This window comes from Sphingopyxis sp. GC21, from assembly GCF_025727575.1.
GTDB classification, from domain to species: domain Bacteria; phylum Pseudomonadota; class Alphaproteobacteria; order Sphingomonadales; family Sphingomonadaceae; genus Sphingopyxis; species Sphingopyxis terrae_A.
In genome coordinates this window covers 2,480,074-2,492,050 of record NZ_CP095845.1, presented here as the reverse complement: position 1 = coordinate 2,492,050, position 11,977 = coordinate 2,480,074, and the positions used below count along the sequence as shown (strand labels likewise).

Genomic DNA, 11,977 nt, shown 5'->3' with positions numbered 1-11,977 from the left:
CGATGCATTTGTTTCTGAAATAGCGTAGATCGAAACCTATCGTTTCCAATTGGAGGATGTTGTGGCGCTTCCCGATTATGAAGGCTGGGCCTGCTTCGTGGCGGTGGCCGACAGCGGCGGATTCACCGCCGCGGCGAGCGCGCTCGGCCTGTCGAAGGCCAGCGTGTCGAAGGCGGTCAGCCGGCTCGAAGCATCGCTCGGGATCACTTTGCTCCATCGCAGTTCGCGGTCGGTGACCGTGTCGACGGCGGGCGCCGGGCTGCTCGAAGAGGCGCGGGCAATGGTCGCCGCCGCGACCGCCGCGACCGAGGCGGCGCATGGCGACCGCTTCGACCTCGCAGGGCCGATCCGACTCGCGGCGCCGATGAGTTTCGGGATCAAGGTGCTCGGCGCGCCGCTCGCGGCCTTCATGGCCGAGCATCCGGCGGTCGAGATCGAACTGACGCTCAGCGATGCGCGCCACGATCTGATCGCCGAAGGTTTCGATCTCGCGCTGCGCGTCGCCAGCCTCGACGACAGCAGCCTGCTCGCGCGCACCATCGTGCCGATCCCGACGTCGGTGATCGCCAGCCCGGCCTATCTCGAGCGCCACGGCACGCCGCGCCACCCGCTCGAACTCGCGGGGCATCGGCTCGCTGGGTACGGCCACCGCGAAAAGGCGCGGCCGCTGCGCTTCCACCGCGAAGGCGAGGAAGCGACGATCGTTCCGGCAGGCCCGCTGTTCACGAACAATGGCGATGTGATCGTGCCGATGCTGGTCGCGGGGGGCGGCATCGCGGTGCTGCCGCACTTCATCATCGACGCCGAACTGCGCGCCGGCAGGCTCGTTCCGATCCTGACCGACTGGTCGCTGCCGCAGGCCTATCTGCACCTGTTGTCGCCACCGTCGCGCCTCCGCCCGGCGCGGGTACGGGCCTTGTCCGACTATCTCGCCGATACGCTGAAACGCAGCTGCGCGGGTCGCGACTCGTGGATTTCTGCGGGTTAAATCAAAATTAACCTTTTCCCTTCACAAGTTTCATGGTTAATGTTCCGCCAGCCCTGCAACGGGGGCGTTGGTGGCACTGCGAGGGAGCCGCGGACGGGTTGCGGGTCCATCGTGGGAAACAGTCAAGGGGTGCCTAATGCGCGTACTGCTGATCGAGGACGAGCCGACGACCGCGAAGGCGATCGACACGATGCTCACGACCGAAGGCTTCAACGTCTATACCACCGATCTGGGTGAGGAAGGCTTGGACCTTGGCAAACTCTATGATTACGACATCATTCTGCTCGACCTGAATCTGCCCGACATGCACGGCTATGACGTGCTGAAAAAGCTCCGTACCGCAAAGGTGCAGACGCCGGTGCTGATCCTTTCGGGCATTTCGGAAATGGATTCCAAGGTGCGCTCGTTCGGCTTCGGCGCCGACGATTATGTCACCAAGCCCTTTCATCGCGACGAGCTGGTCGCGCGCATCCACGCCGTCGTCCGCCGCTCGAAGGGCCATAGCCAGAGCGTCATCAAGACGGGCAAGCTGGCGGTCAATCTCGACACCAAGACGGTCGAAGTCGATGGCGTCCGCGTCCATCTGACCGGCAAGGAATATCAGATGCTGGAGCTGCTTTCGCTCCGCAAAGGCACGACGCTGACCAAGGAAATGTTCCTGAACCACCTTTATGGCGGCATGGACGAGCCCGAATTGAAGATTATCGACGTCTTCATCTGCAAGCTGCGCAAGAAGCTCGCGCTCGCGTGCGGCGGCGAAAATTATATCGAGACGGTCTGGGGTCGCGGCTATGTGCTGCGCGATATCGACGAAGAAGGGAATGAAGTGCGCCGGGTCGCCTGACGCGCTTTACCGACGAAAATCAATCAACGGGGGACCCGGCGCGGAGCGATCTGCGCCGGTTTTCCTTTGTGGCGCGGCGATGCGCGGGTCAGATCTTCGGTTTGCCGTAATGACCCGGCAGCGACGAAACCTGCCGCAGTCCCGGGCGCCAGGTCGACATCTGCGTCGGCGCCATGATCTGGAATTCGGCCTTGCTGTCGGCGGCGACGAGCTGATCGGCGTGCGCCGCGCGCAGCCGTGCCGGCTCGATCGTCCGTTCGGTCTGCAGGCCGAAGCGTTTGTCGCTGACCCAGCGGACCACGCCCTCCATCGGCTGATGACCCGGAAGATAGACGGTCAGCCGCTCGCCAACCTGCAGCACATGCGGCGACTGCCCGCCAACGCCGGTTTCGGAAATATTGCGCAGGGTCACATCGAAGCGCCCGAGGCGGTCGCACGCAAGCGACGCCTTCACCAGTCGCGACTGGCGCGGTTGGCGCTTTTCGGCTGAAGCCGTTGAGGCGGTATCGGCCTCGAAATTCGGCATGGGCGACCCAATAAGCTTCTGCCGCCTGTCACCCACGTCAGGCGGTTATTGTGGTCCCATCTCCGCGCATAACGAAAGAAGGTAAATTTTCGTATAGCGTCTTTTCGGATTTCGCGACTTTTGCGACGGACCGAGTGCGGGCGCCACCGATATGCTTCGGACACGAAGCATCTGAATTGACGCGGGAATATTCTGGCGACCTGCCGAGCGTGGGCCGGGCCGCTCGCCTCCGGCCCACCGCCGCGTTAACCGCGCCCGGCAACGCTCTTGTGCAAGGCGGCCCGCCGCACGCCGAGGCGCGGGCGGGCCGGGAGAAGGGGCTCCGCGTTACCGCAGACCCGAATAATCGACGTCGACGACGCGGCCATACCGCACGTCGCAGCTGAACTTGCCGCGATCATAGGAACCGCCGCGGCCCCAGCGTCCGCGCCAGCCTTCGTTGACGACGACGCGGCCCTTGACGCGATAGCCGTCGCGCTTGCGATCGATGCTCGTGACCTGCGTCACGTCGGTGCGGCCATACCGGCTGGTGCCGCGCTCGACGGCACGGACGCACTGGCCGACCGCTGCGCGACTGTTGCCATAGCGGCCATAATCATAACCATAGCCGTATCGCGGATCATTGTACCGGTCGCGATAGCGACGATCGTTGCGGTCATAGCGGTCGTAACGATCGTTATCGGCCGACAGGATGGCGGCGAGGCCGCCGAGGACGACGGCGCCGGCGATGATTTCGCCCGCACCGATCCCGTCGCGGTCGCGGTGATCGTACCGGTCGCGCGCGAGCGCGGGGGTGGCGCTCAACATCGCGCCGGCGGTGGCCGCCCCGATTGCGGCCTTGGTCCAGTTCATGGGCTTCTTCGCCATGGTTCGGTCTCCTATTCAGCAGGCGGCACCCGTGCGGCCTGCGATGCCCCTTGATAGCGAAGGCGCCGTGACGCGGTGCTGAACCCGGCGCTTATCTGCGGTTCAGCCTTGGTTCGGCGTGGGTTCAGCTTGACGGAGGCGGGCAGAGAAAAGCCCTCCGCCATCGCTGGCGAAGGGCCGAAAATCCAATTGCAATGGGGTCAGTTGATGCTGACGTCGACCACGCGCCCGCCGCGATAGCTGCACCCGAAACTGTGCAGCTCGCCGCCCGGGCGCGATATGTTTCCGGTGACGTACCAGCCGTCGCCACCGTTCGCGGGCCGCGTGTCGGTGATGCTTTCGACGCGGGCATCGTCGCCCATTTCGCCCTCGGCCGCCCAGCCGCAGGCATCGGCCGCGCGCTGCTCGATCTCTCCGCCGCGATAGGCGTCGCCGGTGCCATATCCGTCCGGACCGCGATCGTCGCGGCGCTGATAATCGGGGGCGTCCTGCGCGCGATCGTCGCGATAGGGCGGGTCGTAACGAAAGTCGCGGTTGCGCGTCTCGCGACTTTGCTTGCTCGCCGCGCTGGCAACCGCCGCGATCGTGCCCAGGATCAGGATACCGCCGATGATCTCGCCGGCGCCGATCCCGTCGTCGTGGCGATTGTGCCAGCCGCCGTGGCGTCCGCGTGCTTCGGCGGGGGTCGCGCTGAGCCCGACCGTCGTAACCAGAACCGCCGCCGCTGCGGTGAAGCCGGTCATCTTGCGCATTTCAGTCACTCCAGAACGCGGACAGGGGCGTCCGCCGTCGCCCGATGATCTAGGCGCACCATGCTTTCACGCCGCTGAACCGTGGCGAAAGGGCGGCGAAAGGAAAGGCCCGCCGTTCCTCGACGGATCGGCGGGCCTCACTAAGCCAAGTCTGGCGACCAGACCAGTTCAGGGCACGTCAGCAGACGCAGCGCGGCTTGGCTTTGGGTTTCGGTTTCCGCTTGGCCACATAGCGTTTCCGCACCGGCACATTTTCATAATAGGTCTTGGTCGTGGTCACGACGCGTTCGGTGACGACCGGCGGGCCGTTGATGATCGTCGTGACGACGACGCCCGGCATGTAATAGCCATAACCATAGCCGTAACTATAGGCATAGCCGCCCGGATAGCCGGGATGGCCGGGATAATAGCCGCCATGGGCACCGCCGCGCCGCGCCCACCATTCGTCGCACTTTTTCTTGTCCGCCTCGCTGCCGACCGCTGCGCCGGCGAGCGCCCCGACGCCGCCGCCGATCAGCGTGCCGGCGGTACGGTCGCCATGACCGGCAACGCGATTGCCGACGACACCGCCGACGATCCCGCCCACGACCGCACCGGTCGCCGCGCCGCCATGGCCGCAACGACGGCCCATTTCCATGTCCTCGCGCGGATCGAAACCGCCTTGATAATAGGGCGGCGGCGGATAGTCGGCGCCGGTGCGCCCCTCGACGCTGCCTTCATAGCTGCCCTCGTAACGGCGGCCGTCGCGATCTTCGTAGGTGCCGTTCCACGTACCCGTCCAGCGGCCTTCGGACTGGTAGCCGTCGATGTGGCGATATTCGACTTCGCTCGGCATCCGGTCGGGATAGCCGGTGTAGACGCGGACATCGGGCGCGGAAGGCGCCTCATAGTCGAGCCGCGGGGCCGCTTCGTCGGTGGTCGTGACGACGGTGGTCTGGGTCTTGGTGACCTCGGCGCTGGTCGCATGGCCGGCCAGCAGCAACGATGCGGCGGCAGCCCCCAACAACAAAACGGTGCGCATGCTAAACTCCCTGTTCCAGCGGAATCGCCCGTGGGGGCAATGGCTTGGTTAACAGTCTGTTAGCAAAATCGGCGCTTTTCCGCGAATCCGTTAACCGTGCGGATCGCGTCCCATTTTGACGCAGCTTTAACCCGCGAGCGCGGCGGCGATGCGGACGATCAGCGCTTCGGCGCCCGCCTGATCGTCGGCCGTGAAGCGCGCGGGCGAGGGGCTGTCGAGGTCGAGCACGCCGATCAGGCGGCCTTCGGCGACGATCGGCACCACCAGCTCGCTGCGGCTGGCCGCATCGCAGGCGATATGCCCGGGAAAGGCGTGGACATCCTCGACCCGCTGCGTCTTGCGCAGCCGCGCCGCGGCGCCGCACACCCCCTTGTCGAGCGGGATGCGGATGCACGCCGCCTTGCCCTGGAACGGGCCGAGCACCAGTTCGGTGCCGTCGAAGCGGTAGAAGCCCGCCCAATTGAGATCGGGAACAGCCTGCCAGATCAGCGCCGCGACATTGGCCATATTGGCGATCGCATCGGGCTCACCCGCGACGAGACCGGCGGCGGCGTCGGCCGCCTCCGCCCACAGCGCGGCAGGATCGGTGGCGGTGAAGGAGAGGGCGTAGGACAAGGCGATGGCTTTCGGCTGGTGGGCGGCGGCGAACGCTATCGTCCGCCGCCGCCGCGCGATCATTCAACGTCGAGGCCGGTCCATTTGGCAGCGAAGGCATATTTGTCCGCCGCCTCGGCGATGATCTTGTCTGTCGGCTTGCCCGAGCCATGGCCGGCGCGCGTCTCGATGCGGATCAGGTGCGGCTTGGAGCCGATATCCTCGTGCTGCAGCTCGGCGGTATATTTGAAGCTGTGACCCGGTACGACGCGATCGTCGGTGTCGGCGGTCGTCACCAGGATCGCCGGATAGGTGCGGCCGCCCTTGATATTATGATAGGGCGAATAGCTCAGCAGATTGCGGAAATCGGCCTCTTTCGACGGATAGCCATAATCGTCGGTCCAGTAGCGGCCCGCGGTGAAGCGATCGAAGCGCAGCATGTCCATCACGCCCACAGCGGGCAGCGCGGCCGCGAACAGGTCGGGGCGCTGGTTGGTGACGGCGCCAACCAGCAGGCCGCCGTTCGACCCGCCCTCGATCGCCAGTTCGCCCTGGCCGGTGATTTCTTCAGCAATCAGATATTCGCCGGCCGCGATGAAATCGTCGAAGACATTCTGCTTGTTGGCGAGCCGACCGGCGTCGTGCCACGCCTTGCCATATTCGCCGCCGCCGCGCAGGTTCGCGATCGCGACGACCCCGCCCTTGTCGGCCCAGGCGAGCCGCGTGGGCGAAAAGCCGGGGGTCAGCGACACGTTGAAACCGCCATAGCCATAGAGCAAAGTCGGCGATCCCTTCGACCGGTCGAGCCCCTTTTTCATCACCAGAAACATCGGCACCTTGGTGCCGTCCTTCGACGTGTAGAAACGCTGTTCGACCGTGAAATCCTTGGGATCGAAGGTCAGTTTCGGCGCCTCGAAAATCTCACTCTTCCCGCTTACCGTATCAAGGCGATAGATGGTCGTGGGCTGCGCAAAGCTGGAGAAGGCGTAGAAGGTTTCAGGATCACCGGGCTTGCCGCCGAAACCGCTCGCGGTGCCGATCTCGCCGAGATTGATGTTCGCCACCGGCTTGCCGTCGAGCGCGACCATCCGGGCCTCCGACTTGGCATCGCCGAGGTAGGACAGGATGATGCGGTCGCCGACGCGCGACGCGCCGACCAGCGTCCCCTCCTGTTCGCCGACGATCTGGGTGAGCGCCGCGGGCTTGCGAATGTCGAGCGAAACAAGGCGCTGACGCGGCGCATCCTTGTTGGTGAGGAAGGTGAAGCGCGTGCCCTGGTTGGTCACATATTCCCAATTGTTCGCATAATCGTCGACCAGCGTGATCGCCTTGCCGCCCTTCACCGGATGCAGTGTCAGGCCGAAGCGTTCGTCGGTCCCTTTGGACGAAACGACGAGGACATATTGGCCATCATCGGTGACGAGCGCGCCGTGATTGAGTTCGGGCTGGTCGGGCGTCGCATGGATCAGCACGTCGGCGCTCTGCGGCGTGCCGAGCTTGTGGAAATAGACCGCGTGATTTTCGTTGAGCGACTGAAAGGCCTCGCCTTCCTTGGGTTCGGGGAAGCGCGAATAGTAAAAGCCGCTGCCGTCCTTCGCCCAATCGAGCGACGAGAATTTGACCCAGCGGATCTCGTCGGCGGTATCCTTGCCCGTCGCGACGTCCATCACGCGCACGATACGCCAGTCGGTGCCGCCATCCTGCACGGAATAGAGCAGATATTTGCCGTCTTCCGACGGCGTCCATTCGGCGAGCGCGGTCGCGCCGTCCTTGGCCCATGTGTTGGGATCGATCAGCACGCGGCCTTCGCCGGTCAGCCCTTCGCGCACCGTCAGCACCGATTGCGGCTGCAACCCGTCGTTGCGCGTGTAGAAATAACGCGACCCCGCCTTGCGCGGCAGGCCGAAGCGTTCGTAATTGTAAAGCTCGGTCATCCGCGCCTTGAACGCATCGCGGCCGGGCAGCGTCGCCAGATAGGCGTCGGTCACCTTGTTCTGCTCGGCGACCCAGGTTGCGACCTTCGGATTGACGCGAACATCGTCTTCCAGCCAGCGATAGGGGTCGGCGACATTGACGCCGAACTGCGGATCGACGGTGTCGCCGCGTTCGGTGGCCGGATAGGGCAGCGCGGGCGCAGGCGCCGCCGCCGCGGCGTCTTCGGCCGCCTGCGCCGCCGCGGGCGTCATGAACAGGGCGACCAGCGCGAGCGGCGCGCGAAATTTGCTACGGGGCATGGCAAGGCGATCCTCATTGTTCGGGTAATAATCGTGCGCGACACTGTAAGCATCGCTTTTTGACGGGCAAGGGGATTTGCAAGGAAGATCGCGGCGCGGCCATGCCACCAGCGTTCGGGGCGTAAAGGCGCCCGCGCGTCTCTTCTGCTGCCCGTTCGACCCTAGGCCGGGCGGCCGAGCCACCGCTCGAGAACGTCGGCACTGTCCTGACCAACAGTGAGCGGGGCGGGGCGCCGCACGCTGCCCGGCGTGTCCGACAATTTGGGGAAGACACCCTGCATCGTCACCTCGCCCAATTCGGCGTCGGAAACGGTGACGAGCGCCTCGCGCGCCGCGAAATGGGGGTCGGCGAGCATATCCTCGGCATCATAGACGCGGCCGGCGGGGACGCTCGCCTTGATCATCTTCGCCTCCAGTTCGGCGATCGTCATCGTGCGCGTCCATTCGCCGATCAGCGCGTCGAGTTCCTCCTGCCGCGCACCGCGCGCGCGGTGGGTCGCATAGCGCTCGTCGCTCGCAAGTTCGGGGCGGCCCATCGCCGCGGCAAGCCGCGCGAAAACGGCGTCCTGATTGGCGCCGATCAGATATTCGCCGTCCTTGCAGGGATATACGTTCGACGGCGCGATGCCGGGCAGGGTCGACCCGGTGCGCCGCCGCTTGGTGCCGCTCGCCGAATAATCGGCGACGGTCGATTCCATCACCTGCAACACCGCCTCGTAAAGCGCCGAGTCGACGATCTGGCCCTCGCCGGTCTTGTTGCGGTGATGCAGCGCCGCGAGCGCGCCGAGGCAGCCATAGGTCGCGGCCAGGGTGTCGCCGATCGACACGCCCATGCGCGCGGGCGGCAGGTCGGGATAGCCGACGATACCACGCCAGCCGCCCATCGCTTCGCCGATGCCGCCGAATCCGGCGCGCGCCGAATAGGGGCCGGTCTGGCCATAGCCCGATACGCGCACGACGATCAGGCCCGGATTGGTCTTGCGCAGCTCTGCGGGGTCGAGGTTCCATTTTTCGAGCGTGCCGGGGCGAAAATTCTCGATCAATATGTCGGCTTTGGCGATGAGGTCGCGGGCGAGCTGCTGGCCTTCCGCACTGCGTAGGTCGACGGCGACCGAATATTTGTTGCGCGCGATGACGCGCCACCAGCTCGGCCGGTCGCCCTGGCCCCAATGGCGCATCTGGTCGCCCGTTTCGGGCGGCTCCAGCTTGACGATTTCGGCGCCCATGTCGCCGAGAAGCTGGCCGCAGAACGGGCCCGCGATCAATTGGCCCATTTCGACCACCCGAAGGCCGTCCAGCGCTCCCCCGCCGCTGTTGCTGTCTGTCATGTCGTTCCTTTCGCGGCTCCGATCCTCTAAGTCGCCCTAGCCGGCGACCCGTCGAACGCAGCCCATGGACTCTTTATACTTAGAATACTATGTAATTTTCAACCCCGCTTTAACAGCATTTGAACCGAGGCGCGAAAATGGCCAGCAAAACCCGCATCGAAATGGTCGAAGTCGGACCGCGCGACGGGCTGCAGAATGAAAAGACCGTCGTTTCGACGGCCGACAAGGCCGAGCTGGTCCGCCGCGCCATCGCCTATGGCGCGCGGCGGATAGAGGTGACGAGCTTCGTCAATCCCAGCCGCGTTCCGCAGCTGGCCGATGCCGAGCAGCTGGTCGCGATGCTGCCCGATCGCGACGATGTTATCTATATCGGGCTGGTGCTGAACCGTCGCGGCGCCAAGCGTGCGCTGGCGACGGGGCGGATCGACGAGCTGGGCGCGGTCTGCGTCACCAGCGACGCCTTCGGCATCCGCAACCAGGGGCAAAGCTCCGACGAATCGCTCGCGGCGGCGATCGAAATAGTCGAGCTCGCCCATGCCGCGGGACGGAGCGCACAGATCACCATCGCCACCGCCTTCGGCTGTCCTTTTGCGGGCGAGATTCCGATGGGGCGCGTCATCGACATGGCAAAGCGCGTCGCCGATGCGCAGCCGCGCGAGATTGCGCTCGCCGACACCATCGGCGTCGCGGTGCCTGCACAGGTCGCCGAAACGGTCGCGCGCGTGCGCGAAGCGGTTGGGCCGCTGCCGGTGCGCGTGCATTTTCACAACACGCGCGGGTCGGGGCTTGCCAATGTCTGGGCGGCGGTCGCCGCAGGGGCGACGATCGTCGATGCCTCGCTCGGCGGGCTCGGCGGCTGTCCCTTCGCGCCGGGCGCGGCGGGCAATGTGGCGACCGAGGATGTCGTCTATATGCTCGAACGCAGCGGCATCGCGACCGGTCTCGCGCTCTTGGACCTCGTCGAGGCGGCGGCATGGTTCACCGGGGTGATGGGGCGTCCGCTGCCCGCGATGGTCAGCAAGGCGCCGGCCTTTCCGGCGTCCTGAGCGCTCAGCGGGGATGGTCGGCGTCGAAATGGCGTTCGAGCAATTTCATGCGATCGACGATCGAGAAGAAGAAGGCGGTCGACCAGCCGATCAGGATGATGCCGCTCGCCCCCTCGATCGCGCCCAGGATGCGGAGACCGGGCGGCAGGACGATATCGCCATATCCGATCGTCACATAGGTCGAGGTTGAAAAGTAGAGCGCATGCTCGAAATCGGCGAAGGCGCCGAGCCACTGGAACACCCCCGCCCATATCCATATCTCGACCGAATGCAGCGCAAACAGCCCGAAAGCGGCGACCAGGATCGCGGCACCGTTCAGCAGAACGATCAGGACGCGGCGCTCGGCGCGGCGATAGCGGCGCAGGACCGCGAGCAGGATCGCCAGCCCCACAAGGTGCACGATGACCGTCGTCCCGACGACGAGCGTGGCGAGCATGAGCTGATGGATAAGCGTCATGCGCCTATTCACCCAGATTGCCTTCCGCGCGCAAGCGGCTTTGACCCTAGCGCGCGGCCCGCGCGAGCAACCCCGTAATCGAAGGGGTGATTGCGACGCGCGCGATCGTGATGCGATTGTGCGCGAAGCCCGCGCCCATGAAGATGCGCTCCAGCGCCGCCTCGTCATAAAGCCGGTGCAAGCCGACGCGTGTGAAAGACCAGTCGCGCATCGTGTCGCGGTGCGTGACATAGGCGACCGCGCGGCCACCGGGCCGCAATATCCGGTGGAGAGGCGCAAGGTCGCGGCCGTCGGGATCGCAGAAATAAAGCATGTTAAGCAGCAGCGCGGCGTCGAACGAGGTCGGCGGAAAGGGCATCGCGGCAAGCTCGGCGCAGCGTATATCGGCGCCCTCTCCCAGCCGGGTCGCGGCCATCGCGGCCATGACGGGCGACGGGTCTATCCCCGCAGCGTCCACGTCGGCGCGGCGCCGCACCGCCGCAAGCGCGGCGCCGGTCCCGCACCCGATGTCGATGACGCGTTCGCCCGCGCGCGGCGCCAGCAGGTCGATCGCGAGCCGCGTCGGCCGGCGGTTCGCCAGATCCATTGCCCGGCCGAGCAGCCGCCCTGCGATACCGCGCGGGCGCGCGAGCTGTCCCGCGAAGGCGGCGGCCATGCGGGCTGCCATGTCAGCGCGTCTTGGCGAGCAGCGCCTGCACCTCGCGGCGGCGTCCGGCATCCCACACGGGCCGCGTGCCATCGTGCGGCGCGCGCAAAGCCTTTTGCAGAAAGGCGCGGGCGCCAGCCTTGTCGCCCTGATCGAGCAGGAAGTCGCCGTAGAAATAATTGGCGTCGAGCCCGCCCGGATCCTGCGCGAGCGCTTCCTTCAGCAGCTTGCGCGCCTTGTCGGTGTCGCCGAAGCCGATCGGCGATCCCGGCACCTTGTAATAGAGGACGCCCAGGCTCATCGCCGCGCCGCCCTTGGCGGCATGCGGATCGAGCGCATAGGCGCGGGCGATGATGTCGCGCGCGCGCGTCGCAAGGCCCAGCTTGTGAAAGATGTTGGCGCGGTTCGCCTGCTCGCTGGTGACGATGCCCTGCCACAGTAAAGGTTCGGCGCGGCCGGGATAGCGGGCGACCAGCACGGCGGCCTGCTTGGCGAGCGCGTCGAGTGCCTTGGTCTGGGTGCTCGATCCGTGCACCTCGTATACGATGTGCGCCCAGCCGTCGTTGATCGACTTCACATCTTCGGCGGCACCGGCCATCACCACGGCCGGCACGGCCGCGAGCACCATCGCCGCGACCGCCGCGGCGCGCGTCATCTGCAGTTTCATCGGGCTA

The 11,977-nt window shown here is 65.9% G+C and carries 13 protein-coding genes; 3 read left to right on the top strand and 10 right to left on the bottom strand.

Annotated features, from left to right (window positions below):
- Positions 1–49: 49 nt before the first annotated feature.
- Both MU856_RS12005 and ctrA read left to right on the top strand, forming a co-directional pair.
- Complete coding sequence (locus tag MU856_RS12005) at positions 50–988, top strand: LysR family transcriptional regulator (RefSeq protein ID WP_263587668.1); 939 nt, start codon at positions 50–52, stop codon at positions 986–988.
- Between the two features lie 136 nt (positions 989–1,124).
- Positions 1,125–1,832, top strand: a complete 708-nt coding sequence (gene ctrA, locus MU856_RS12000; protein ID WP_003040277.1) for a response regulator transcription factor CtrA — start codon at positions 1,125–1,127, stop codon at positions 1,830–1,832.
- An 88-nt stretch (positions 1,833–1,920) separates the two neighbouring features.
- Here ctrA and MU856_RS11995 read toward each other — a convergent pair whose 3' ends face one another.
- The 7 genes from MU856_RS11995 to MU856_RS11965 form a co-directional block, all read right to left on the bottom strand.
- Positions 1,921–2,358, bottom strand: coding sequence for a PilZ domain-containing protein (locus MU856_RS11995; RefSeq protein WP_062900615.1), 438 nt, complete (start codon positions 2,356–2,358; stop codon positions 1,921–1,923).
- A gap of 327 nt (positions 2,359–2,685) precedes the next feature.
- The gene (locus tag MU856_RS11990; RefSeq protein ID WP_062900614.1) at positions 2,686–3,225 is read right to left on the bottom strand and encodes a hypothetical protein; all 540 of its coding nucleotides are present in this window, start codon (positions 3,223–3,225) and stop codon (positions 2,686–2,688) included.
- Positions 3,226–3,425: 200 nt separating this feature from the next.
- A complete protein-coding gene (locus MU856_RS11985) occupies positions 3,426–3,977 on the bottom strand; it encodes a hypothetical protein (RefSeq protein ID WP_062900613.1) in 552 nt (183 codons plus the stop codon).
- Positions 3,978–4,155: 178 nt separating this feature from the next.
- On the bottom strand, positions 4,156–4,998 hold the full coding sequence (locus MU856_RS11980; protein WP_263587667.1) for a glycine zipper domain-containing protein: 843 nt from the start codon (positions 4,996–4,998) through the stop codon (positions 4,156–4,158).
- A 126-nt stretch (positions 4,999–5,124) separates the two neighbouring features.
- Positions 5,125–5,613, bottom strand: a complete 489-nt coding sequence (locus MU856_RS11975; RefSeq protein ID WP_263587666.1) for a GAF domain-containing protein — start codon at positions 5,611–5,613, stop codon at positions 5,125–5,127.
- Positions 5,614–5,672: 59 nt separating this feature from the next.
- Positions 5,673–7,826 (bottom strand): prolyl oligopeptidase family serine peptidase, encoded by a 2,154-nt coding sequence (locus MU856_RS11970; RefSeq protein WP_409372275.1) that lies wholly within the window; start codon positions 7,824–7,826, stop codon positions 5,673–5,675.
- A gap of 161 nt (positions 7,827–7,987) precedes the next feature.
- A complete protein-coding gene (locus tag MU856_RS11965) occupies positions 7,988–9,154 on the bottom strand; it encodes a CaiB/BaiF CoA transferase family protein (RefSeq protein ID WP_062900611.1) in 1,167 nt (388 codons plus the stop codon).
- A gap of 137 nt (positions 9,155–9,291) precedes the next feature.
- On the opposite strand from MU856_RS11965, the gene MU856_RS11960 reads away from it, so the two are divergent.
- Entirely contained in the window at positions 9,292–10,200 is a 909-nt protein-coding gene (locus MU856_RS11960; RefSeq protein ID WP_062900610.1) for a hydroxymethylglutaryl-CoA lyase, read from the top strand.
- Positions 10,201–10,204: 4 nt separating this feature from the next.
- Here the strand turns inward: MU856_RS11960 and MU856_RS11955 are convergent, their stop codons facing one another.
- From MU856_RS11955 to MU856_RS11945, 3 genes are read right to left on the bottom strand one after another with little or no spacing between them, the layout of a single operon-like run.
- On the bottom strand, positions 10,205–10,657 hold the full coding sequence (locus MU856_RS11955) for a potassium channel family protein (RefSeq protein ID WP_062900609.1): 453 nt from the start codon (positions 10,655–10,657) through the stop codon (positions 10,205–10,207).
- Between the two features lie 46 nt (positions 10,658–10,703).
- Positions 10,704–11,324, bottom strand: a complete 621-nt coding sequence (locus MU856_RS11950; protein WP_238929713.1) for a class I SAM-dependent methyltransferase — start codon at positions 11,322–11,324, stop codon at positions 10,704–10,706.
- A gap of 1 nt (position 11,325) precedes the next feature.
- Positions 11,326–11,970 (bottom strand): tetratricopeptide repeat protein, encoded by a 645-nt coding sequence (locus tag MU856_RS11945; protein ID WP_186402636.1) that lies wholly within the window; start codon positions 11,968–11,970, stop codon positions 11,326–11,328.
- Between the last annotated feature and the right edge of the window lie 7 nt (positions 11,971–11,977).

Bases quoted from the DNA above. Each gene is read 5' to 3' on its own strand.
- ctrA (WP_003040277.1), top strand. From the start codon at position 1,125: ATGCGCGTACTGCTGATCGAGGACGAGCCGACGACCGCGAAGGCGATC.
- MU856_RS11995 (WP_062900615.1), bottom strand. From the start codon at position 2,358: ATGCCGAATTTCGAGGCCGATACCGCCTCAACGGCTTCAGCCGAAAAG.
- MU856_RS11990 (WP_062900614.1), bottom strand. From the start codon at position 3,225: ATGGCGAAGAAGCCCATGAACTGGACCAAGGCCGCAATCGGGGCGGCC.
- MU856_RS11985 (WP_062900613.1), bottom strand. From the start codon at position 3,977: ATGCGCAAGATGACCGGCTTCACCGCAGCGGCGGCGGTTCTGGTTACG.
- MU856_RS11980 (WP_263587667.1), bottom strand. From the start codon at position 4,998: ATGCGCACCGTTTTGTTGTTGGGGGCTGCCGCCGCATCGTTGCTGCTG.
- MU856_RS11970 (WP_409372275.1), bottom strand. From the start codon at position 7,826: ATGCCCCGTAGCAAATTTCGCGCGCCGCTCGCGCTGGTCGCCCTGTTC.
- MU856_RS11965 (WP_062900611.1), bottom strand. From the start codon at position 9,154: ATGACAGACAGCAACAGCGGCGGGGGAGCGCTGGACGGCCTTCGGGTG.
- MU856_RS11960 (WP_062900610.1), top strand. From the start codon at position 9,292: ATGGCCAGCAAAACCCGCATCGAAATGGTCGAAGTCGGACCGCGCGAC.
- MU856_RS11955 (WP_062900609.1), bottom strand. From the start codon at position 10,657: ATGACGCTTATCCATCAGCTCATGCTCGCCACGCTCGTCGTCGGGACG.
- MU856_RS11950 (WP_238929713.1), bottom strand. From the start codon at position 11,324: ATGGCAGCCCGCATGGCCGCCGCCTTCGCGGGACAGCTCGCGCGCCCG.
- MU856_RS11945 (WP_186402636.1), bottom strand. From the start codon at position 11,970: ATGAAACTGCAGATGACGCGCGCCGCGGCGGTCGCGGCGATGGTGCTC.